This is a genomic window from Nocardioides sp. YIM B13467, assembly GCF_042788075.1.
Taxonomy (GTDB): Bacteria; Actinomycetota; Actinomycetes; order Propionibacteriales; family Nocardioidaceae; genus Nocardioides.
This window is the reverse complement of record NZ_JBHZPJ010000046.1, coordinates 2,526,399-2,547,332: the sequence shown is the minus strand read 5'-3', so window position 1 is coordinate 2,547,332 and position 20,934 is coordinate 2,526,399. Positions and strand designations below refer to the sequence as shown.

General features: G+C 69.0%; 21 protein-coding genes. 6 read left to right on the top strand and 15 right to left on the bottom strand.

Annotated features, from left to right (window positions below; translation table 11 throughout):
- Positions 1–101: 101 nt before the first annotated feature.
- The gene (locus tag ACFX43_RS19290; protein WP_378832565.1) at positions 102–1,631 is read left to right on the top strand and encodes an alpha/beta hydrolase; all 1,530 of its coding nucleotides are present in this window, start codon (positions 102–104) and stop codon (positions 1,629–1,631) included.
- A 40-nt stretch (positions 1,632–1,671) separates the two neighbouring features.
- Complete coding sequence (locus tag ACFX43_RS19285) at positions 1,672–2,049, top strand: YdeI family protein (RefSeq protein WP_378832558.1); 378 nt, start codon at positions 1,672–1,674, stop codon at positions 2,047–2,049.
- Between the two features lie 3 nt (positions 2,050–2,052).
- Here the strand turns inward: ACFX43_RS19285 and ACFX43_RS19280 are convergent, their stop codons facing one another.
- The 7 genes from ACFX43_RS19280 to ACFX43_RS19250 are packed head-to-tail and all read right to left on the bottom strand — an operon-like array spanning position 2,053 to position 7,791.
- Positions 2,053–2,544, bottom strand: a complete 492-nt coding sequence (locus tag ACFX43_RS19280; protein WP_378832555.1) for an SRPBCC family protein — start codon at positions 2,542–2,544, stop codon at positions 2,053–2,055.
- Complete coding sequence (locus ACFX43_RS19275; protein WP_378832548.1) at positions 2,541–3,536, bottom strand: alpha/beta hydrolase; 996 nt, start codon at positions 3,534–3,536, stop codon at positions 2,541–2,543. Before ACFX43_RS19275 ends, ACFX43_RS19280 begins: the two co-directional genes overlap by 4 nt.
- Positions 3,533–4,399: a short-chain dehydrogenase/reductase gene (locus ACFX43_RS19270; protein ID WP_378832541.1), complete on the bottom strand. Its 867-nt coding sequence runs from the start codon at positions 4,397–4,399 to the stop codon at positions 3,533–3,535. Before ACFX43_RS19270 ends, ACFX43_RS19275 begins: the two co-directional genes overlap by 4 nt.
- On the bottom strand, positions 4,396–5,454 hold the full coding sequence (locus tag ACFX43_RS19265) for a flavin-containing monooxygenase (protein ID WP_378832534.1): 1,059 nt from the start codon (positions 5,452–5,454) through the stop codon (positions 4,396–4,398). The genes ACFX43_RS19270 and ACFX43_RS19265 overlap by 4 nt, the downstream gene beginning before the upstream one ends.
- On the bottom strand, positions 5,387–5,818 hold the full coding sequence (locus ACFX43_RS19260) for a flavin-containing monooxygenase (RefSeq protein ID WP_378832527.1): 432 nt from the start codon (positions 5,816–5,818) through the stop codon (positions 5,387–5,389). The genes ACFX43_RS19265 and ACFX43_RS19260 overlap by 68 nt, the downstream gene beginning before the upstream one ends.
- 15 nt (positions 5,819–5,833) lie before the next feature.
- Entirely contained in the window at positions 5,834–6,913 is a 1,080-nt protein-coding gene (locus tag ACFX43_RS19255; protein WP_378832523.1) for a PDR/VanB family oxidoreductase, read from the bottom strand.
- Positions 6,913–7,791 carry a metal-dependent hydrolase gene (locus tag ACFX43_RS19250; protein ID WP_378832519.1) on the bottom strand — a complete coding sequence of 293 codons (879 nt, stop codon included), beginning with the start codon at positions 7,789–7,791 and terminating at the stop codon, positions 6,913–6,915. The genes ACFX43_RS19255 and ACFX43_RS19250 overlap by 1 nt, the downstream gene beginning before the upstream one ends.
- A gap of 94 nt (positions 7,792–7,885) precedes the next feature.
- Here ACFX43_RS19250 and ACFX43_RS19245 point away from each other — a divergent pair, with 94 nt between their 5' ends.
- Entirely contained in the window at positions 7,886–8,542 is a 657-nt protein-coding gene (locus tag ACFX43_RS19245) for a TetR/AcrR family transcriptional regulator (RefSeq protein WP_378832516.1), read from the top strand.
- Positions 8,543–8,554: 12 nt separating this feature from the next.
- On the opposite strand, the gene ACFX43_RS19240 is transcribed toward ACFX43_RS19245, so the two are convergent.
- The 5 genes from ACFX43_RS19240 to ACFX43_RS19220 all read right to left on the bottom strand — a co-directional run bounded on the left by ACFX43_RS19240 (position 8,555) and on the right by ACFX43_RS19220 (position 16,367).
- Positions 8,555–10,021: an aldehyde dehydrogenase family protein gene (locus ACFX43_RS19240; RefSeq protein WP_378832511.1), complete on the bottom strand. Its 1,467-nt coding sequence runs from the start codon at positions 10,019–10,021 to the stop codon at positions 8,555–8,557.
- Positions 10,018–11,574 carry a long-chain fatty acid--CoA ligase gene (locus ACFX43_RS19235; protein ID WP_378832508.1) on the bottom strand — a complete coding sequence of 519 codons (1,557 nt, stop codon included), beginning with the start codon at positions 11,572–11,574 and terminating at the stop codon, positions 10,018–10,020. The genes ACFX43_RS19240 and ACFX43_RS19235 overlap by 4 nt, the downstream gene beginning before the upstream one ends.
- Before the next feature lie 66 nt (positions 11,575–11,640).
- Entirely contained in the window at positions 11,641–13,938 is a 2,298-nt protein-coding gene (locus tag ACFX43_RS19230; protein ID WP_378832503.1) for a 3-hydroxyacyl-CoA dehydrogenase NAD-binding domain-containing protein, read from the bottom strand.
- Between the two features lie 29 nt (positions 13,939–13,967).
- A complete protein-coding gene (locus tag ACFX43_RS19225; protein ID WP_378832499.1) occupies positions 13,968–15,179 on the bottom strand; it encodes an acetyl-CoA C-acetyltransferase in 1,212 nt (403 codons plus the stop codon).
- 36 nt (positions 15,180–15,215) lie between these two features.
- Positions 15,216–16,367, bottom strand: coding sequence for an acyl-CoA dehydrogenase family protein (locus ACFX43_RS19220; RefSeq protein ID WP_378832495.1), 1,152 nt, complete (start codon positions 16,365–16,367; stop codon positions 15,216–15,218).
- Positions 16,368–16,439: 72 nt separating this feature from the next.
- On the opposite strand from ACFX43_RS19220, the gene ACFX43_RS19215 reads away from it, so the two are divergent.
- Positions 16,440–17,339, top strand: a complete 900-nt coding sequence (locus tag ACFX43_RS19215; protein WP_378832490.1) for an enoyl-CoA hydratase-related protein — start codon at positions 16,440–16,442, stop codon at positions 17,337–17,339.
- Positions 17,332–17,943, top strand: a complete 612-nt coding sequence (locus tag ACFX43_RS19210; RefSeq protein ID WP_378841013.1) for a TetR/AcrR family transcriptional regulator — start codon at positions 17,332–17,334, stop codon at positions 17,941–17,943. Before ACFX43_RS19215 ends, ACFX43_RS19210 begins: the two co-directional genes overlap by 8 nt.
- A gap of 140 nt (positions 17,944–18,083) precedes the next feature.
- Here ACFX43_RS19210 and ACFX43_RS19205 read toward each other — a convergent pair whose 3' ends face one another.
- Positions 18,084–19,034: an alpha/beta hydrolase gene (locus ACFX43_RS19205; protein WP_378832484.1), complete on the bottom strand. Its 951-nt coding sequence runs from the start codon at positions 19,032–19,034 to the stop codon at positions 18,084–18,086.
- Between the two features lie 115 nt (positions 19,035–19,149).
- Here ACFX43_RS19205 and ACFX43_RS19200 point away from each other — a divergent pair, with 115 nt between their 5' ends.
- Complete coding sequence (locus ACFX43_RS19200) at positions 19,150–19,596, top strand: MarR family winged helix-turn-helix transcriptional regulator (RefSeq protein ID WP_378832478.1); 447 nt, start codon at positions 19,150–19,152, stop codon at positions 19,594–19,596.
- A 24-nt stretch (positions 19,597–19,620) separates the two neighbouring features.
- On the opposite strand, the gene ACFX43_RS19195 is transcribed toward ACFX43_RS19200, so the two are convergent.
- Together ACFX43_RS19195 and ACFX43_RS19190 are read right to left on the bottom strand one after the other, a co-directional pair.
- Positions 19,621–20,007, bottom strand: coding sequence for a hypothetical protein (locus tag ACFX43_RS19195; RefSeq protein WP_378832473.1), 387 nt, complete (start codon positions 20,005–20,007; stop codon positions 19,621–19,623).
- A gap of 104 nt (positions 20,008–20,111) precedes the next feature.
- Positions 20,112–20,933 carry an aldo/keto reductase gene (locus ACFX43_RS19190; RefSeq protein WP_378832468.1) on the bottom strand — a complete coding sequence of 274 codons (822 nt, stop codon included), beginning with the start codon at positions 20,931–20,933 and terminating at the stop codon, positions 20,112–20,114.
- Position 20,934: the final 1 nt, after the last annotated feature.

Genomic DNA, 20,934 nt, shown 5'->3' with positions numbered 1-20,934 from the left:
ATAGTCCTTTCGGCCACCCCGCAAATGGTCTTCGGCCGGATGTTCCCGACGTCCGATCAGCGAAGACTGAAACCGTCAAAGCACCATCCTCGGGAGGAAGAATGAAACGCATCTCAGTACCGCTGACCGTCGCCGTCGTCTCGCTGGCGGCCACACTGGTCCCAGGGGTCTCGCTGGCAGGTCCGGCCGCGGCACAGGCCGCGCCACCGGACACCATCGAGTGGGGCAAGTGCCCCGCCGAGATCTCTCCGGTGCCGATCCCGAAGGGGATGCAGTGCGGGACCCTGAAGGTCCCCCTGGACTACGGCGCCGCTGACGGCCCGACGATCGATATCGCGGTCTCACGGCTGGCGAGCACGAACCCCGGCAAGCGACGCGGCATCCTGGTGACCAACCCAGGCGGTCCCTCCGCGGGCGAGGGCTACCCGGCGATGCTCGTCGCGACCGGGCTCCCGCAGAGCGTCCTGGACAGCTACGACGTGGTCGGCTTCGACCCGCGCGGGATCGGTCGCAGCACGCCGGTGACGTGCGACCTCACCGCGGAGCAGCAGCTGACCGGGAACATCCCGCCGTACGCGCTCGACGCCGCCGACGTGACCGAGCGGGCGGCCATGAGCAAGCAGATCGCCCAGCAGTGCGAGACGTCCAAGACATCCTGGATGCTGCCGCACGTCAGCCCGGCCAACACCGCACGTGACATGGACCGGATCCGGGCCGCGCTGGGCGAGTCGAAGCTGTCGTACGCCGGCGCCTCCTGGGGAACCCACCTGGGTGCGGTCTACACCACCCTGTTCCCGCAGCGCAGCGACCGGATCGTGCTCGACAGCAACCTGGGCCCGGGTGGCTGGGACTACGCGAGCGACCGGCTGTGGTCGCAGGGCGTCGAGGAGACCTTCCCGGCCTTCGCGAAGTTCGCTGCGGCGAACCACCGCGAGTACGGCCTGGGCAAGACACCGGCGCAGGTACGCGCGAAGTACTTCGAGCTCGCCGAGCGGCTGGAGAAGAAGCCGATCCCGACGCCCGACGGCCCCTTCGATCACGTCGCGTTCCGGCTGATCAACTTCGGTCTGCTGTACGGCCCGACCCAGCTGCCGCTGCTGGCGGACATCTGGCAGGCGGTCGACGCGAACCAGCCGCCACCACCCCTGCCCGGAGGCGGCGCCGTGACCGACGTGGACAACCTCATCTCCGGTCGCTACTACATGATCTGCAACGACGCGCGCTGGCCGTCGTCGGTCGCGACGTACCAGCGCAACGTCGCGTTCGACCGGATCAGATACCCGCTGTTCGGTGCCGCCGGAGCCAACATCACGCCGTGCGCGTACTGGCCGGATCCCGCCGAACCGCTGGTCCGGATCACCGATCAGGGTCCGTCCAACGTACTGATGGTGCAGAACCTTCGCGACCCGGCGACGCCGCTCGAGGGTGCGCGGAAGATGCGGGCGGCATTGGGCAAGCGGGCCACCATGGTGACCGCCGACCAGAGCGGCCACGGCGTCTACCCGGGCGGCAGGAACCGCTGCGCGAACCACGTGGTGACGACCTATCTGACCACGGGTGAGCGGCCGTTGCGCGACTACCACTGCTCGGCCGACGCCGCACCCCGCCTCGCGACACCCTTCACCGGCTAGCCGGCAAGGTCTCCACGCGGCCAGCCACTAGATTGGCCGCGTGGAGACCATCGACGGCGAGCCGGTGCTGGACCGGCCGACCGTGGCCGAGGTCGAGGCGTACTTCGAGACGGCCGCCCCCGAGACACGTGCCGTGTGGCTGCGCCTGACCCGCAAGGGGTTCGAGCCGGCCTCCCTCACCTCCGACGAGCTGGTCGATGTCGGCCTCTGCTTCGGCTGGATCTCGGCCGTACGTCGCCGAGGCGATGAGGAGACCTACCTGCAGCGCTACACCCGCCGGCGCCCGGGTTCGAAGTGGTCCCGGCTCAACATCTCCAAGGTCGAGCGCCTCACCGCCGAGGGCCGGATGCGGCCCGCCGGTCTGGCGGAGGTCGAGGCCGCCCAGGCCGACGGCCGCTGGGACAACCCCTGGACCTGACCCTCAGCTGCGCTCGAGCCTCTTCCTCAGCCCGTTGGTCATCGAGCCGACCGCGAGCGAGAGCACAGCCCGGACGATGGGGGCAGTGGGCCCAGATCCCTTCGCCACCTCGAGAGCGACGGTCCAGGTCAGCCGGGAGCCCGTCGGCGTCGACTCGACGACGTAGTCCTCCGCGAAGCGGCGGATGCCGGGGCGGTTCGACTCGGCGACCGCGAAGGTCATCCGCTCGTTCTCGTCCCAGCGGTAGAACTTCTCCCGCACCGTCGCCACACCGCCCATGGTGACCTCTCGCACCGTACCGACGCCGTACGGTCGCGGGCCGACCCATCGCGTCTTCGTGGCCCCAGGCCCCCACGAAACCACGGCGTCGTCTGCGGCCAGCGCCTCCCACAACGTCTCGACCGGCACGTCGACATCGAGCACCTTGGTCGTGACCGTGCGTGCGGTCCGCAGGAAGTCGTCGTCGGCGGGATCGAGGGGGTACCAGCGGGTCATGTGGCCAACCTTTGTGAGCTCGAGGAGGGGACGACGACATCTTCGTCGATACAGGATCGTAGGAACGTCGCGGCGCGGCGAACCGCTCGGCGGGCTTCGGGAACCAGGCGATACATCGTGACGTAGGAGTGGATCTGGCCCCGCGAGACGATCAGCTTGTTGGGCACGCCGGCGCGGGTGAGCCGCTCATGCAGCCGCTCGGAGTCTCCGGCGAAGCACTCCGTGCCCCCGACGTGGGTCTGGATCGGCGGGAAGGTACGCAAGAGCCCGATCTTCACGGTGAGTGGTGACAGGCACGGATCGTGGAAGTCGCCACCAGGATGGAAGGCCTCCGCACACCGCGCCGCGAACGTAGGTGTCAGGACCGGGTCGTGGTGCCGGGCATCGCGGCGTACCGCCTCGGTCAGCGCCGGGTCGAGCAGCGGCGAGAAGAGCGTCACGCCTGCGGGCAGGTCGCGTCCACACCGGGCGAGCGTGGTCAGCAGGCCGAGGGCGAGGTGGCCGCCGGCCGAGTCGCCCGCCACCACGATCCGCTCCGGCGGGTGGCCCTGCGCCAACAGCCAGTCGTACGCCGCCACGGCGTCGTCCAGCGCGGCGGGATAGACGTGCTCGGGGGCGCGCCGATAACCGACCGCCAGCACCGGTAGAGCACTGAGTGCTGAGAGCGGACCGGTGACACACCGGTAGGACCGCGGGGAGGACGCCACGTAGCCCCCACCATGGAAGTAGATGATCACGCCGTCGTCGCCGGCCTCGGCGTTGCGGGCGCGCACCCACTCACCCTCGAAGCGCGTGGTCCGGACCTGCTCGGCTCGTGCCGTGGTCGGCCAGCCGGCCAGGACACCACCGGCCGCGATCACACCGCGCAGATAGCGCAGCTGCAGTCCTTCGAGGCGCAGGCGGTCGATCTGTGGACGCACCGCGAGCCGGGCACCGGCCACCAGCACACGACTCGTCGCGCTCGGACCGAGCAGCTTCAGGTAGCGGATCACCCCCGTGTCTCCGCACGGGCCTCGAGGTCGCGCACCATCTCGTGCACCCGGCGGTCGCGGGCCAGCACCCGGTCGGCGCCGGCGTTGAGCACGCCGCGGAGCAGGGAGTAGGGAACCCACCGGGCAGGGGCGACGGTGGCGCCTGCCCGTTCGGAGATCCCGTCGGCGATCGACTCGGCCGCGGCGTCCGCGGAGATGCGGTGGTTCAGGGGCCAGCCGAGCAGCTCGTCGAGGCGGCGTCCGACGGGGTCGTCGTCGAGGGTTGCGGTGGCCAAGGGTGTGTCGACGAAGCCGAAGTAGGCGACGCCCGCACTCGCCCCGTGGGGCGCCAGCTCGAGCTTGAGGGCCCGGCCGATCTGCTCGGCGGCGGCCTTGCTCGACATGTAGCCGACGCCGCCGACCCCGGGCGAGAAGGCGGCACAGGAGGCCACCACGACGACGTGCCCCTTCGCCGCGATCACCGCGTCCAGCGCAGGCTGCACGGTGTTGAGCACACCGGTCTGGTTGATCGCGACCACCCGGTCGTAGTCGGCCAGGTCCATCGTGCGGATCGTGGCCGGCGGAGGCGTCACCCCGGCGTTGGCCACCACGACATCGAGCTGCCCGTAGCGCTCGAGGGTCCGAGCCACGACGCCGGCCATGGCGGCACGGTCGGTGACGTCGGCGACGACGGTGAGGACACGCTCGGCGCCGAGGCTGGATGCGACCACCTCGAGCCCCGACTCGTTCAGGTCGACCAGCGCCAGCCGGGCGCCCTGGTCGTGCAACCGCCGGGCCAAAGCCAGGCCGATGCCCTGCCCGGCTCCGGTGACCATCACGACCCGGTCGCGTACGTCGTACTTCTTGCCGAACCAGCCGCTCATGCCCGGATCCCCTCCTTCACGACGCGTCGAACGGCGTAGTGGCCGAGGTCGACCTTGCTGGTACGGGCGCGGAAGCCCGCCGAGAAGCCCGGGTAGTGGGTGAAGTTCCGGCCGGTCGAGCTCAGGTAGTAGCTGCGGCAGCCGCCGGTGAGGAAGACCGACCTGCTCAACCCCTTGTCGACCCACTCGAGGAACTCGTCCTGGGCCTCGGCGGTCACCTCGAGCGAGGCCAGACCAGCCTTCGCCATCTCGCCGAGCGCCTCGATGATGTAGTGCACCTGGTCCTCGATGGTGATCACCGCCGAGGTGTAGACGCCAGAGTTTGGACCGAGGATCAGGAAGAGGTTCGGGAAGTCGTGCACCGCCGTGCCGAGGTAGGCGGCCATCTCCCCGTCCCGCCATACGTCGCCGATGCTGGCACCGCCGCGGCCGTGGATCAGGTCGAAACCCGGGTGGTCCGTCATCCGGAAGCCGGTGCCGAGGATGATCGTGTCGAGCTCGTGCTCGGTGCCGTCGGCGGTCACGACGCCGCGCTCGGTGATCTCGACGATGCCGTCGGTGACCACGGTGGCATTGTCGGCCGTGAGCGCCGGGTAGTAGGCGTTGGAGAAGGTCGGCCGCTTGCAGCCCACGGCGTACGTCGGCGTCAGCCTCCTGCGAAGCTCAGGGTCCCTGACCTGTCTCCTGAGCAACGCACGCCCCATCAGCTCGAGCGGCTTCTGCAGCCTCGGCTCATGGATGAACCCCGGCACCAGCGCCTCGAAGGTGAGCTCCCATGCCTTGCGTGCCGCCTTCTGTGCGCCCGGCACGCGGCGGTAGAGCGCGCGGGTCACCGCGCCGACCGGTCGATCGGGGTGCGGCAGGATCCACGTGGGCGTGCGCTGGAAGACGGTCAGGTGGCCGACCTCCGGCTGCACCCGAGGGATGAACTGCACCGCGGAGGCGCCGGTGCCGATCACACCGACCCTCTCACCGCGCAGGTCGTGGTCATGGTTCCAGCCCTGGGAGTGGAACACGGTGCCGGCGAACGTGTCGAGGCCGGGGATGTCGGGCACCGCTGGTGGCGATGCGCCACAGCTGCGCGTGGTCGTCCCACGAGGCGTCGGTCACCTCGGTGCGGAAGCGCACGTGCGGCAGCACGTCGTGCTCGACCGCGCACCTGTGCATGTAGTCCTTCAGCTCGGACTGCAGCGGGTAGAGCCGGCTCCAGTCGGGGTTGGGCGCGAAGGAGTAGGAGTAGATCAGCGACGGTACGTCGCACTGGGCGCCCGGGTAGTCGTTGATCTGCCAGGTGCCGCCGACCGCGTCGGCGCGTTCGAGCACGACGAAGTCGTCGATGCCTTCCTGCTTCAGGCGAATGGCGGTGCCCAGGCCTCCGAAGCCCGCGCCGATGACGGCGATCCTCACGTGCTGGCTCATCTCAGATCCTCCGGGTCACAGGTCGATGGTGAGGCTGTCGCCGGCGGCGCGCGAGACGCAGATCAGCATGGAGTCGTCGCGCTCCGAGGGCCGCAGCTTGGTGTCCCGGTGCTCGACGTCGCCCTCGAGGACGGCGTGCTTGCACGAGCCGCAGAAGCCCTGCTGGCACGAGTAGCGGACGCCCGGGACCTTGCGGCGGATCGCGGCCAGCGCGGACTCGTCGGCGCCGACGGCCACCGTCACGCCCGTGCGCGCGAGGTGCACCTCGAACGCGCGACCACCCACGACGGGCGGCGCGGAGAACCGCTCGCTGTGCAGGGAGCCGGTCGGGTTCAGCGTCGGTTGCAGGGCACGGGCGGCATCGATCAGCGCCGGAGGACCGCACACGTAGATCGCGGCACCCTCCTCGGCCCGACCCAGCAGATCTGCCGCATCGGAGACGCCGAACTCGTCGTCGGGCCGGAGCTCGAGCCGGCCACCCTCGAGCGCCTGCAGCTCGGAGACGAAGGGCATCGTGGCGAGCGAGCGACCGAGGTACACCATCGTCCAGCGGGCGCCACGACGTGCGGCCTCGCGCACCATCGGCAGGATCGGGGTGATGCCGATGCCGCCCGCGACGAACAGGTAGGACTCGACGTCGATGAACGGGAACGCGTTCCGCGGCCCGCGCACCGTCAGCAGGTCGCCCTGCGAGATCTCGCGGTGCATGGCCAGCGAGCCGCCACCACCGTCGTCGATGCGGCGTACGGCGATGCGGTAGCTGGTGAGGTCGGACGGGTCGCCGCAGAGGGAGTACTGCCGCTGGGTTCCCGAAGGCAGGAAGACATCGAGATGGGCACCAGGCACCCAGGCCGGCAGTGGACCGCCGCCTGGGCGGCGCAACGTGAAGCTGACCACGTCATCGACCTCGCGCGCGGTCGACTCGACAACGAGGTCGAGATCGAACCCGGTGCGGCGCACGGGCCGCGATCTCGAGAGGTAGGGCGCCGCGGGGCTGGCCGCGAACAGGGCGGAGTAGGCCTGAGCCCCTCTGGCCAGGGCCCGGAGTCTGGTTGAGGGCTCGCCGGATCGCTGCGGCGTCAACGTCGCAGCCATCAGAGACCACTCGCCGCCGGCGACTGCGCGAGGTAGCGCACGGCCTTGTCGATCGGGCCCATCTGGGAGGGATGGAAGCCCGGGCGGAGGTATTGCGGGATCTCCTTGAAGATGAACTTCAGGCCGGGGATGAGGCCCTTGCGGGTGTCCTTGACGAACTCGATCGGCCAGGTCCAGCGGGGGCGGGTGACCGACGGGTCGTTGGCGTACATCCAGGACGACGTGTAGAGCCACAGCACGAGCAGGCCGGCAGAGGCGAGCAGTGCGGTGCGAACGCGGCGCGCGTAGCTGCCATCGACGTACTGGAACACGTCGAAGGCGACGTTGCGGTGCTCCATCTCCTCGGCGCCGTGCCAGCGCAGCAGGTCGAGCATCGTCGGGTCCACGCCGATCTCGTCGAACCGCTCGTTGTCGAGCAACCACTCGCCGACCGTGGCCGTGAAGTGTTCGGCGGCGGCGTAGATACCCAGGCGCTCGTGGAACCAGGCCTCGCCGGCGCGGCCCTTCAGGCCGTGGTCGCCGAAGACCTGGTCCATCAGGAACTCCATCAGCCGCATGATCTCGGGGATGTCGAAGCCCTTCTCCTCCAGGTAGATCCGGAACGACTCGTGCGAGCTGGCATGGGTCTCCTCCTGGCCGATGAAGCCGACGAGCTCCTCGGCCAGGCGTGGGTCCTCGATCTGCGGCAGCGCGCGACCGAGCACGTCGGCCATGGCGCGCTCGCCCTCGGGCAGCACGAGGTGCATGACGTTCCAGAAGTGCGTGGCGTAGGGGCGGCCGGGGATGTACTCGGTGGGCACGTCCGTCCAGTCGAAGGAGACGTCGCGGGCGTGGATCGCCAGCGCCTCGTCTGAGTACTCGTGCTGCGTGGTTGCCATCGTCTTCCCTTCCTGGTCAACGGGTCACCCGACTGTAACAAAGCAACATTGATTGTTGCAATGATTCAGCCGTGGTCACGTTATGCTCATCGCCATGAAGGACGCTCTGAGCCGTGCCGTGAACGCGGTCGTCGACTCCCCCGGCCCTGACGAAGCCGCACGGCGGTCACCGGAGACCCAGCGCATCCTCGATGCCGCGCTGAAGCAGTTCGCGGAGTTCGGCATCAAGCGCACGACCATCGGCGACATCGCGCGCACTGCCGGCATCGACCGGGTCACCATCTACCGTCGGGTCGGCAACAAGGACGCCGTGATCCGGGCCGTGGTCACTCGCGAAGCCATCCGCCTCTTCGAGCTGGTCACCGCCACGGCCCGCCGCGGCGCCACCATCGAGGAGCGCGTCGAGCTCGGATTCACCTCGATGATGGAGGAGGTACGCGGCAACGCCATGCTCGCGCGGATGCTGCAGGTCGAGCCCGAGACGGTGCTGCTCCAGCTCACCACCGAGGGTGGCCCACTGGTCACGGGCGCGACGACGGCCACGCTGGGTTTCTTCGGCGAAGCCGTCGAGGACGGCCTCCTCGAGACGACCGACGGCATGGACGCCAGTGCCGAGCTGCTGGTGCGCATCGTGCACTCCTACATGCTCACGCCCCGGGCTCTGATCGACCTCGACAGTCACCAGAAGCTGCGCGACTTCGCGCGTACGCATCTCGTGCCGATGGTCCTGCGCGCCGCGACCCGACACTGAGCGGCCCGGCCGTCAGCGCCCGTGACGGACGCTGAGCACCTTCCTCATCACCGGCATGACGTGGCCCGCCCTGCGCAGCGTGATCAGCTCGAACCCCGGCAGCGCGAACTTCTGGCGTACGACCGCGCGCGGCCGCGCGAACTCCCGCAGCCCGTCAGCGCCGTGCACCCGCCCGAAGCCGCTGGCGCCCACCCCGCCCATCGGCACGGCCCCCATGCCGGCGAAGGCGATCACGGAGTTGACGGTGACCTGGCCGGCGCGCAGCTTATCGGCGATCTCGTCGCCCTGGGCATGGGAGAACACCGAGGCGCTCAGCGCGTAGTCGTGGTCGTTGGCCAAGGTGATCGCCTCGGCGACATCGGCGCACCGGCGCAACGTGACGGTCGGCCCGAACGTCTCCTCGCGCACCGCGGCCGCGTCCTCCGGGAGGTCGGTGATCACGATCGGCTCGATCAGCCGGTCACCGAACGACTCGGGTCCTCCCCTGAGGAACGTCGCTCCGCGCGCGACGGCATCGGCGACATGACGGCGTACGACGTCGACCTGAGCCGGCATCGTCATCGGACCGTAGGTGGCGCCCGCGTCCGACCCAGGACGGACCTCGTCGAGCTCGCGCAGCAGCGCCGACTCGAACTCCTCGGCCACCTCCTCGACGACGTAGACCCGCTCGACACCGACGCAGGTCTGCCCCGAGTTGGTGAAGGCGCCCCACGCAACGGCCCGGGCCGCTGCGGCGACATCGGCGTCGGCGACGACGATCACCGGGTCCTTGCCGCCACACTCGAGGACGACCGGGGTGAGCGTCTCGGCGCACTGGGCCATCACCCGCTTGCCGGTGCGGGTCGACCCGGTGAAGCCGATCTTGTCGACGCCGGCGTTGCACAGGGCGGCGCCGGTCGCGCCGAAGCCGGTGACCAGCGACAGCACGCCCTCGGGCGCGTCCGGGTTGGCCGCGGCGAACACGTCGACGTACCACCGGCTCACGGCGGGCGTGAACTCGCTCGGCTTCAGGACCACCGTGTTGCCGGCCGCGAGGGCGAACGACACAGCACTGTTCGGCGCGTAGAGGGGGTAGTTCCACGGCCCGATCACACCAACGACACCGAGCGGGTCATAGTCGACGCGGGCACCGTAGTTGGAGAACAGCGGACCCGGGCTGACCTTGCGCGAGCGCAACACCCTGCCGGCGTTCCGGGCCGCCCAGTGCAGGTGCTCGACGGTGAGCACGACCTCGAGCACGGCGTCGTCGAGAGGCTTGCCGTTCTCGCGGTGGAGCAGGTCGGCGATCTCGTCGACGCGGCGCCACATGTACTTGCGCCATGCGGCCAGGCGCGCGGAACGACCGTCGAAGCCCAAGTCACGCCACCACGTCGAGGCGGCGCGAGCCGTCGCGACCACGGCACGCACCTCGTCCTCGCCCATCACCGGGAAGCTGGCGACCAGCGCACCGTCCTCCGGGGAGAGGGAGTCGAGGCTCACGCGCCGGCCAAGTCGTCGGCCGGGTCGGTGGATCGGGCGTAGCCGTCGCGCAGCTCGCGCTTGAGCACCTTGCCCGCACCACTGATCGGCAGCTCACCGACGAAGTCGAAGCTGCGCGGCGTCTTGTAGCCGGCGATGAGGCCGCGGGAGTGCGCCTGCAGCTCCTCGGCGGTGACCGTCTTGTCGGCAGCGAGGACGATGCAGGCATGCACGCGCTCGCCGAACTTCTCGTCGGGCAGGCCGATGACGGCCACCGCTGCGACGGCGGGGTGCTTGCTCAGGGCGCTCTCGACCTCGGCGGAGTAGACGTTCTCGCCACCCGTCACGATCATGTCCTTGATCCGGTCGACGACGTAGACGAAGCCCTCCTCGTCGATGAAGCCACCGTCACCGGTGCGATACCAGCCGTCGCGCAGCACGGCGGCGGTCTCCTCGGGCTTGTTCCAGTAGCCCTTCATGACATGCCCGCCGCGTACGCAGATCTCGCCGACCTCGCCGGTCGCGAGGTCCTTGCCGTCGGCGTCGACGACCTTGATCTCGGAGTGCGGGGCCGCACGCCCTCCGGACCGGAGGTACTGGTCGTGGTGGTCCTGCGGCAGCAGCAGCGTCGCCACCGGTGCGACCTCGGTCATGCCGTACGCCTGGGTCATCCTGATACCCGGGAATGCGTCCATGGTGCGCTTGAGGACACCTTCGGAGATCACCGAGCCGCCGTAGAGCATGCGGTTCAACGACGACAGGTCGTAGTCGGGAAGCCCGGGGTGGTCGACCAGCATCTGGATCATCGTCGGCACGAGCAGGACGTCGGTCACCTTGTGCGCCTGGACGGCCCCGAGCACAGCCGCGGGCTCGAAGAACGGCACCATCACGTGGGTCCCACCGAGGGCGACCTGTCCGGCCCACGCCGCGAGGTCGGCGAGGTGGAACATCGGCGCCGCGTGCAGGAAGATCGCGCCCCGACCCAGGAGCTCACCGCTGGCCACGGTGCCCAACGCCGACGTGGTCAGATTGGCCTGGGTGAGCATGACGCCCTTGGGAAAGCCGGTCGTGCCACCGGTGTAGAAGATTCCGGCCAGGTCCTCACCGGAGCGGCGGGCATCCTCGACGGGCTCGTTCTCGGCCACCAGGGCCTCGTAGGAGACCATGCCCTCCGGGAGCGGGCCGTCGCCGCAGTGCACGAGCGTGGTGAGCTCGGGGCACTGGGCGGTCAGCACTGGCGCCATCGGAGCGAAGGCGTCATCGATCAGCAGAACCGTGGTGCCGGAGTCCTTGAGCGAGTAGGCGATCTCGGCCGGGCTCCACCGGATGTTGATCGGGTTGACCACGCCTCCGGCCCACGGGACGGCGAGCAGGTACTCGGCGTACCGGTCGCTGTTGAGCGACAGCATGGCGACTCGGTCGTCGGCGACCACACCGAGCGAGTGCAGGCCGGCGGCGAAGCGAGCGATCCGGTCGCCGTGCTCGGCGAAGGTCCGGGTGCGCTCGCCGTAGATCGTCGCCGTCTTGTTCGGGGTGGCCTGGATCGCGCGGTGCAGTCCCTGGGTGAGGTACATGTCGTCTCCTGCTGAAGTGGTGGGTCTCGAGTTGGTGCGGCCCGGCCGAGATCCGGAGCTCCGTGATCAGTACGTCTCGCCGGCCTCGGCCTTGGCGACCAGTGATGCCGGCGGCGTGAACTGGGGGCCGTACTTGTCGGCGAGGTCGCGGGCGCGGTTCACGAAGCCGGGCAGACCACCTGCGTAGCCGTTCATGTACTGCACGACGCCGCCGGTCCAGGCCGGGAAGCCGATGCCGAGGATCGAGCCGATGTTGGCGTCCTCGACCGAGCGCAGCACGCCCTCGTCGAAGCACTTGACGGTCTCGATGGACTCCGCGAAAAGCATCCGCTCGACCATGTCCTCGAACGGGATCTCCTTGGTGCCCCCGCTCTGTCCATTTTCGGCTCCGCCGCTCTGTCCATTTTCGGCTCCGCCGCTCTGTCCATTTTCGGCTCCGCCGCTCTGTCCATTTTCGGCTCCGCCGCTCTGTCCATTTTCGGCTCCGCCAAAGTTCTCGGCCAGGCCCGGCCACAGGCCGGTGGCCTTGCCGTCGACGTAGTCGTAGAAGCCGCCGCCCTGCGCACGGCCGGTGCGACCGTGCTTCTCGATCATCGCGTCGATGACGTCGTACGCCGGGTGGTGGTAGTAGAGGTGACCCTTGCCGTCGGCTTCGAGACCGCTCTGCGTGGCCTTCTGGATCTTGCTCATCGTCGAGAAGTTCAGCTCGTCCGAGAGCTTCAGGGGCGCGGCCGGGTAGCCCGCCTGCAGACCGGCTTGCTCGATCGAGGCGGCCGAGATGCCCTCGGCAACCATCGCGTGGGCCTCGTTGAGGAAGGTGCCGATCACCCGGCTGGTGAAGAACCCGCGGCTGTCGTTGACGACGATCGGGGTCTTCTTGATCTGCTGGGCGATGTCGAACGCCTTGGCGAGCGTCTCGTCGCTGGTCTTGTCACCCGCGATGATCTCGAGCAACGGCATCTTGTCGACCGGGCTGAAGAAGTGCAGGCCGATGAAGTCCTCGGGCCTCTTCACCCCGTCGGCCAGTCCCGTGATCGGCAGCGAGGAGGTGTTGGAGCCGAGCACCGCACCGGGCGCGACGATGTCCTCGACCTCCCGGAACACCTTGTGCTTGAGCTCGACGCTCTCGAAGACCGCCTCGATCACGAGGTCGCAGCCGGCGAGGTCGCTCGGGTCGGCTGCCGGGCGGATCTTGGAGAGCAGCTCGTCAGCCTTCCCCTGGCTCATCCTGCCCCGCGAGACCGCCTTGTCGAGCAGGTCCTTGGAGTAGCCCTTGCCGCGCTCGGCGTTCTCGAGCGACACGTCCTTGAGCACGACGTCCATCCCGCCCTTGGCGCACACGAACGCGATCGCCGCACCCATCATCCCGGCGCCGAGGATGCCGACCTTCTTGGCGACGTACTTCTCATGGCCCTCGGGGCGGCTGCCGCCGGCTGCGATGTGCTGCATGTCGAAGAAGAACGCCTTGATCATGTTCTTCGCGACCTGCCCGGTCACCAGCTCGACCAGGTAGCGCGACTCGATGACCAGGGCGTTGTCGAAGTCGACCTGAGTGCCCTCGACTGCCGCTGCCAGGATGGCGCGCGGAGCCGGGTAGTTGGCGCCCTTGAGCTGCTTGCGCAGGTTGCTGGGAAGAGCCGGCAGGTTGGCCGCAAAGGCCGGGTTGGCCGGCGTTCCGCCTGGAATCTTGTAGCCCTTGACGTCCCACGGTTGTACGGCGTCGGGATTGGCCTTGATCCATGCCTTCGCGGCGGGGACCAGCCCGTCGACCGGGACGATCTCGTCGATGAGGCCGATCTCGAGGGCCTTCGCCGGGGTGTGCCGCTGCCCCTGGCCGAGCACCTTCACGAACGCGTCGACGACACCGAGCATGCGGACGGTGCGCACCACCCCGCCGCCGCCGGGCAACAGACCGAGGCCGACCTCGGGCAGACCGATCTGGCTTCCCTTCACGTCAGCCGCGACGCGGTGGTGGGCGCTCAGTGCGATCTCGAGGCCACCGCCGAGCGCGGCGCCGTTGATCGCCGCGACGACCGGGCGACCGAAGGTCTCCAGGGTGCGCAGGGCCGCCTTGATCTCGGTGATCATGTCGAAGACGCGTTGGGCGTCCTCCTTCTTGGCGGCCAGCAGGTCGTTGAGGTCGCCACCGGCGAAGAAGGTCTTCTTCGCCGAGGTGAGGACGACACCCGTCACCGACTCCTTCTCGGCGACCAGGCGCTGGACCGCGGCGTTCATCGAGGCGATGTACGCCGCGTTCATGGTGTTCGCAGACTGGTTCGGGTCGTCCATCGTCAGCGTGACGATGCCGTCGGCGTCCTGCTCCCAGATGATCGTGTTCGGCTCGGTCGTGTTTCGTTCAGTCATGGTGAAGCCCTTCGGGTCGAGGAGGGAGGTCAGATGCGCTCGATGACGGTGGCGACGCCCATGCCGGCCCCGATGCAGAGTGTGAGCACGGCGCGCCGGCCACCGGTCCGCTCCAGCTCGTCGACCACGGTGCCGAGGATCATCGCGCCGGTGGCCCCGAGCGGGTGGCCCATGGCGATGGCGCCGCCGTTGACGTTGAGCTTCTCGTCGGGGACGTTGAAGTCCTTCTGCCATTTCAGGGCGACGGCGGCGAAGGCCTCGTTGATCTCCCAGAGGTCGATGTCATCGGGGGCCAGGCCGGCGGCGGCAAGCACCTTGTGAGTGGCGGGCGTCGGACCAGTGAGCATGATCGTCGAGTCGGCACCCGAGGTGGCGGTGGCGACGATGCGAGCGCGCGGCGTCAGACCGAAGTCCGTGCCGACCTGCTCGCTGCCGATCAGCACCAGCGAGGCACCGTCGACGATGCCGGAGGAGTTGGCCGGAGTGTGCACGTGGTCGATGCGCTCGACGCTGTGGAACTTCTGCAGCGCCACGGCGTCGAAGCCGCCCATCTCGCCCATCGCGGCGAACGACGGCTTCAGCGCACCCAGCGACTCGACGGTCGACTCGGGACGCATGTGCTCGTCACGGTCGAGGATGACGAGACCGTTCTGGTCGAGCACCGGGATGACCGAGTTCTTGAACCGGCCCTCCTCCCATGCGGTGGCGGCACGCTGCTGCGAGCGGACGGCATAGGCATCGACGTCCTCACGGCTGAAGCCCTCGATCGTGGCGATCAGGTCGGCACCCACACCCTGGGGGATGAAGTAGGAGTCGTAGTTGGTGGCCGGGTCCATCGCCCACGCGCCGCCGTCGGAGCTGATCGGCACCCGCGACATCGACTCGACGCCACCGGCCAGGAGCAGCTTGTCCCACCCAGAGGCAACCTTCTGGGCGGCGGTGTTGCAGGCCTCGAGGCCCGAGCCGCAGAAGCGGTTGATCTGCAGGCCACCGACGGTGTCGGGCAGGCCGGCGGCCATCGCCGCGGCCTTCGGGATCACCGATCCCTGGTCACCGACGGGCGAGACGACACCGGCGATGAAGTCGTCGACCGCGTTGGTGTCGAGGTCCGGGTTGCGCTCGCGCAGCTCGTCGATGAGCCCGACCAGCAGGCTGACCGGCTTCACGCTGTGCAGCGAGCCGTTCTTCCCGCGGCCTCGCGGCGTACGGATGTGGTCGTAGATGAATGCGTGGTTGCTCATGGTGAGCGGTCCTTCCGTCGGAGATCAGAGCGGCTGTCACAGCGAACGGGCGATGAGCTCCTTCATCACTTCGTTCGCGCCTGCGAGGATGCGCAGCACGCGCACGTCGGTGTAGATGTGGGCGATCGGGTATTCGTTCATGTAGCCGTAGCCGCCGAAGAGCTGCAGGCAACGGTCAGCGACCTCGGTGGCCCGGTCGGAGATCCAGTACTTCGCCATCGAGGCCTCGGTGGCGTCGAGCTCACCCCGGAGGTGCTTCTCGATGCACTGGTCGAGGAAGGCGCGGTTGAGCCGGGAGATGGTCTCGCACTCCGCCAGCTCGAAACGGGTGTTCTGCAACGCCATCAGCGGCTTGCCAAAGGCGTGGCGCTCCTTGGTGTACGCCACCGCGAGCGCGACGGCCCTCTCGATCTGCGCCTGGGCGAGGATCGCGGTGATCAGCCGTTCCTGCGGGAGCTGCTCCATCATCTGGTAGAAGCCCTGCCCCTCTTCGGGGCCGAGCAGGTTGGCCCGTGGAACCCGTAGGTCCTCGAAGGCCAGCTCCGCGGTGTCCTGGTCCTTCTGACCCATCTTGTCGAGCACCCGGCCGCGGGTGAAACCGGGAGTCTCGTCGTCGACCTCGGCCACGATCAGCGAGATGCCGGCAGCACCCTGGTCGTCGCCGGTCTTGGCGGCGATCACGATCAGGTCGCACACGTGGCCGTTGGAGATGAAGGTCTTGGCACCGTTGAGGACGTAGTCGTCGCCGTCCTTGACCGCGCGGGTCTTGATCGCCTGCAGGTCCGAGCCGGTGCCGGGTTCGGTCATCGCGATCGAGAGGACCCACTCCCCGGTGCACACCTTGGGCAGCCAGCGTCGCTTCTGCTCCTCGGTGGCGTACGCCGCGATGTAGTGGGCCACGATTCCGACCGAGACGGCGAATCCCATGGAGGTGTCACCGGCTCGGACCTGCTCCTCGAGCAGCACGGTCTCGGCCGCGAAGGACGCGCCTCCCCCGCCGTACGCCTCATCGAGAGACATGCCGACCAGGCCGAGCTCGCCGGCCTTGAGGTAGGCCCCGCGGCTGGCGTGACCCTGAGCGACATGCTCGTCGGCCCGGGTCAGCACCTCCTTGGTGAAGTAGGTCGCCGCGAGGTCGCGGACGGCCTGGAGGTCCGCGGTCATCCAGGAGGACGTCGTTGTTGGCATGGCGCCAATAGTGGCCTATTGTTGGCACTCGGTCAACAAGGTCATCGAAATCCGCACGAAAGCAGGCCAACCGTGGACACCAGCACACCAACGGCGGAGCACACCTACACCGCCATCACCTACGCCGTGGACGAGCGGATCGCGACGATCACGCTCAACCGCCCGCAGTCGCGCAACGGCTACACGCTGACCATGGCCGACGAGCTGAACCTGGCCCTCGAGCGTGCGGACCGCGACGAGGACGTCCGGGCCGTCGTACTCACCGGGGCCGGAGACCACTTCTGCGTCGGCGCCGACCTCTCCGGTGGCGGTTTTGACGTCAACGAGGAGGGCAGCGACGCCGACACATGGCAGGAACCGGCGGGCCGGTGCTCGAAGCGCATCTTCACGATGAACAAGCCGGTCATCGCTGCCATGCGCGGGGCGGCGGTCGGCGCCGGCCTGACCATCACGCTCGCCTGCGACTTCCGACTGGGCTCCACCGACTCGAGGTTCGGTCTCGTCTTCGCCCGCCGCGGCATCTTCCCCGAGGGCGGTTCGGTCTGGTACCTGCCTCGCCTGGTCGGCACGACCAAGGCCCAGGACTGGATGATCACCGGGCGCGTGTTCGGTGCCGACGAAGCGCTCTCCGCCGGCCTGCTCACCGCCGTCCACCCTCCGGGCGAGGTGCTGGAGGCGGCGTACGAGCTGGCCCGCGACCTGCGTGACAACACCGCAGCGGTCTCCGTGGCGGTCATCCGCCAGATGCTCAACAGACTGAGCGGAGAGCTCTCGCCGTTCTGCGCACACGACGTCGACTCGCGCTTGATCGCCGGCCTGCCGACCAACGCCGACGCCGTCGAGGGCGTGATGTCGTTCCTCGAGAAACGTCCTCCGGTCTTCGCCAACACGGTCGAGAAGGACCTTCCGGCCTGGCTCCCCTGGCTCACGGAGAAGGCGGCAGGGCAGACTGCTCCGGGTGAGCATGTCTGAACCCCGCTGGCGACGCCTCGGCGCCGACCAGCGCCGCGAGGAGATCTTCGCCTGCGCCCAGCGACTCTTCACCCAGCGGCCGTACGCCGAGGTGTCGACCACCGACATCGCCCGAGAGGCCGGTGTCGCCCGCGGGCTGCTCAACCATTACTTCGGCACCAAACGCGACCTCTATCTCGAGGTCGTCCGAGAAGCCGCCACGGTCCCCGAGATCGCGGTCGCCCAGCTCCCGAACGGGACGCTCGAGGAGCGGATCGACGCCGCGGTCACCTGGTTCCTCGACTCCCTCGACCAGCAGGGCGCGAGCTGGATCAATGCGACCGGCAGCCACGGCATGGGCAGAGACCCGGAGCTGGAGAAGATCCTGGTTCAGGCCGAGAACGACTCCGTCGACCGATTGATCGATGCAATCGGGGTGTCCGAGACGGAGGGCCGCCGCGACGAGCTGCGGGCCTTCATCCGCACTTATGGACAGCTGGCCCGGGCCGCGGGCCGGGAGTGGCTCGTGAAGAAGGCACTCACCCGCGAGCAGGTCCACCAGCTGCTGAGGGTGTGCCTGCTGGCGATCGTGGACGACGTGCTACCGGCCTCGCTCGGCGACTGACACCCGGAGTCCGCGCCATCGAGACCGCCGCCAATCCGACCCGAGGGCCGCGTGCGGTCGGCGGGCAGGGCCGAGTTCCGAGCGGCTCAGGGCGACGGTCGTCGGGACGACCTCGCGCCTGACGCCGCTCGGTCACCAGCTCAGGCGAGGGCGGCCTTCAGCGCGTCGATCGCCAGGGTCATCGCCGCCTTCTTGGCGTAGGTGTCACGCAGCGCGTCGAGCATCACGAAGTCGTGGATGATGCCACCGAGACGTACCTGGACGGTCGGCACGCCGGCCTCCCGGAGCTTGGCGGCGTACGCCTCGCCTTCATCGCGCAGCACGTCGGCCTCCCCGGTGATCACCAGCGCCGGCGGGAGGCCGGTGAGCTGCTCGGTGGTCGCCCGCAGCGGTGAGGCGGTGATCTGGGCGCGCTCGGCCTCGTCGGTCGTGTACTGGTCCCAGAACCACTGCATCCCGTCGCGGCGCAGGAAGTAGCCCTCGGCGAACTGGTGGTAGGACTCGGTCTCGAAGGAGGCGTCGGTGACCGGGTAGAAGAGCACCTGCTGCTTCAGCTCGACCCCGCCGCGCTCCTTGGCCATCAGCGTCAGCGCCGCGGCCATGTTGCCCCCGACGGAGTCGCCGGAGACCGCGACACGGGAGGCGTCGAGCCCCTTCTCGGCGCCGTGCTCGACGACCCACTGGGCGGCCGCGAAGTTCTGCTCGATCGCGACGGGGTACCTCGCCTCCGGCGAGAGGTCGTACTCCGGGAACACGACGGCGACGCCGGCCCCGACGGCGAGCTCGCGGACCAGGCGGTCGTGCGTTCCGGCGTTGCCGAAGACCCAGCCGGCGCCGTGGATGTAGATGAGGACGGGAAGCGTGCCGCTCACACCGGCGGGCCTGACGATGCGGACCTTCACCTCTCCGGTCGGACCACCCTCGACGGTGACCCACTCCTCGTCGACCTCCGGCTTGTCGACACCCTCGCCGGACTGGACCTGGTTGACGGCCTCGCGACCCGCGGCGGGACCGAGGTCGAACAGGTAGGGCGGGTTGGCGGTGGCAGCGGCGAACTCGGCTGCGGCCGGCTCCAGAACGGGCTTGGACATCTCGTCTCACTCCTTGCTGTGGATTACCTTGCGTACAAGGAATCTACGCCGCATTTACCTTGCGCGCAAGGTTTTCCTCGAAAAAGATTGCGCGCAAGGTTGTAGAGTGGGTCGCATGACGGAGACTCGCCACAGCCTGGAGCTGAGCGAGCAGCTGTGCTTCTCGCTCTACACCGCGCAGCGGCTCGTGACCGCGGCATACCGACCGATCCTGGACGCCCTGGGCCTGACGTATTCCCAGTACGTCGCCATGCTCGTGCTGTGGGAGAGCTCCCCCATCACCATGGGAGAGCTCGGCGAGCAGCTCGGGCTGGACTACGGCACCGTGACGCCGCTCGTCAAGCGGCTCGAGGCCGCCGGGCTGATCACCCGCGAGAAGCGCCCCGAGGACCAGCGCAGCGTCCGGCTGCGCCTGACCGATGCCGGCACCGAGCTGCGCAGCCGAGCCGAAGGCGTACCCGACACCATCGCCGAGGTGATGGCGCTGCAGACCGAGGAGTTCACCGCCCTCAAGGACTCGCTGGAGCACCTCAGCGACAACGTCGCCAAGCGTCTGCCCTGAGCGGTCGGGCGAGGCTCCGCGTCGTCAGTCGGCCAGGCGCAGGTCGCCCTCGGCCCGGGGCGGCAGGTTGGAGAGGGCGGCCTGGACGAGCGCGACGCGTGCCTTGACCGTGACCGCGCGGCGGAGCCGGCCGACGTCGTCACCGATGCTGCGCTCGACGGACTCACGGATCTGCTCTTCCGGGAAGCTCGGGCGGCCACCGACGGGGACATCGATGTCGGGGAGGTCGGTGAGCACCGGGAAGATCTGGGTGCCGATGCTGTCCAGCAGCTTGAACCGCTGGAAGCGGTCGGTCTCGTCCCAGACCTTGTCGATGTCGGCACCGCCCTTGCGGAACCTCCGGCCGGAGGCCAGGACGGACTTGGCCGTCCCGGTCAGGGCCACGGTGAGCTCATGCTCGGTCAATCGCATGATGCCAAGCATGCCCTCAACCGGTCCGGACATCTGCCCCGGGCTGATCACCGATCGATAACACCTGCTCCCCAGGTATCAAGCGCAGATATCAGGCGCAGATATCAGGCGGCGTTGAAGGTCGCCGGGTCCGGGCCGGTACGGCCCTCGCTCTCCAGGGCGTCGATCGCGGCCAGGTCGGCGTCGGTGAGATCGAAACCGAACACGTCGAGGTTCTGCGCGATCCGCGACGGGGTCACCGACTTGGGGATGACGATCCGGCCCTGCTGGAGGTGCCAGCGCAGGATCACCTGGGCAGGAGTACGGCCGAGGCGGTCGGCGATCGCGGTGATCGCCGGGTTCTGGAGCATCGCGCCCTGGGCGAGCGGGCTCCAGGCCTCGGTCGCGATGCCGAGCCCGTCACCGGCAGCGACCGTGGCGCGCTCCTGCAGCGCCGGGTGCAGCTCGATCTGGTTGACGGCCGGCACCGTGCCGCCGAGCCCGACGATCCGGTCCAGGTGCTCGGGCAGGAAGTTGGAGACGCCGATCGCGCGGACCCGCCCCGCGGCGTACAGCTCCTCGAGGCCCTGCCAGGCACCGACGTACAGGTCGCGGGCGGGAGTAGGCCAGTGGATCAGGTAGAGGTCGACCTGGTCGAGACCGAGGAGCTCGAGGCTCTTCTCGTACGCCTCGACCGGCCGCTCGTGGTCGGCGTTCCAGAGCTTCGTGGTGATGAAGAGCTCCTCGCGGGCGATGCCCGACTTCGCGAGCGCGCGGCCGACGCCGGCCTCGTTGCCGTAGACCGCCGCGGTGTCGATGCTGCGGTAGCCGGCCTCGAGTGCCGCGGTCACGGCCGCCTCGGTCTCGTCGTCCGGCACCTGGAAGACGCCGTAGCCGAGCTGCGGCATCGCGACGCCGTTGTTCAGGGTGATGTTCGGGATGGTCATG

Excerpts from the sequence above, each read along its gene's own strand:
- ACFX43_RS19290 (WP_378832565.1), top strand. The coding sequence starts at position 102 with ATGAAACGCATCTCAGTACCGCTGACCGTCGCCGTCGTCTCGCTGGCG.
- ACFX43_RS19280 (WP_378832555.1), bottom strand. The coding sequence starts at position 2,544 with ATGACCCGCTGGTACCCCCTCGATCCCGCCGACGACGACTTCCTGCGG.
- ACFX43_RS19270 (WP_378832541.1), bottom strand. The coding sequence starts at position 4,399 with ATGAGCGGCTGGTTCGGCAAGAAGTACGACGTACGCGACCGGGTCGTG.
- ACFX43_RS19260 (WP_378832527.1), bottom strand. The coding sequence starts at position 5,818 with ATGAGCCAGCACGTGAGGATCGCCGTCATCGGCGCGGGCTTCGGAGGC.
- ACFX43_RS19255 (WP_378832523.1), bottom strand. The coding sequence starts at position 6,913 with ATGGCTGCGACGTTGACGCCGCAGCGATCCGGCGAGCCCTCAACCAGA.
- ACFX43_RS19250 (WP_378832519.1), bottom strand. The coding sequence starts at position 7,791 with ATGGCAACCACGCAGCACGAGTACTCAGACGAGGCGCTGGCGATCCAC.
- ACFX43_RS19245 (WP_378832516.1), top strand. The coding sequence starts at position 7,886 with ATGAAGGACGCTCTGAGCCGTGCCGTGAACGCGGTCGTCGACTCCCCC.
- ACFX43_RS19235 (WP_378832508.1), bottom strand. The coding sequence starts at position 11,574 with ATGTACCTCACCCAGGGACTGCACCGCGCGATCCAGGCCACCCCGAAC.
- ACFX43_RS19230 (WP_378832503.1), bottom strand. The coding sequence starts at position 13,938 with ATGACTGAACGAAACACGACCGAGCCGAACACGATCATCTGGGAGCAG.
- ACFX43_RS19225 (WP_378832499.1), bottom strand. The coding sequence starts at position 15,179 with ATGAGCAACCACGCATTCATCTACGACCACATCCGTACGCCGCGAGGC.
- ACFX43_RS19220 (WP_378832495.1), bottom strand. The coding sequence starts at position 16,367 with ATGCCAACAACGACGTCCTCCTGGATGACCGCGGACCTCCAGGCCGTC.
- ACFX43_RS19210 (WP_378841013.1), top strand. The coding sequence starts at position 17,332 with ATGTCTGAACCCCGCTGGCGACGCCTCGGCGCCGACCAGCGCCGCGAG.
- ACFX43_RS19205 (WP_378832484.1), bottom strand. The coding sequence starts at position 19,034 with ATGTCCAAGCCCGTTCTGGAGCCGGCCGCAGCCGAGTTCGCCGCTGCC.
- ACFX43_RS19200 (WP_378832478.1), top strand. The coding sequence starts at position 19,150 with ATGACGGAGACTCGCCACAGCCTGGAGCTGAGCGAGCAGCTGTGCTTC.
- ACFX43_RS19195 (WP_378832473.1), bottom strand. The coding sequence starts at position 20,007 with ATGCGATTGACCGAGCATGAGCTCACCGTGGCCCTGACCGGGACGGCC.
- ACFX43_RS19190 (WP_378832468.1), bottom strand. The coding sequence starts at position 20,933 with ATGACCATCCCGAACATCACCCTGAACAACGGCGTCGCGATGCCGCAG.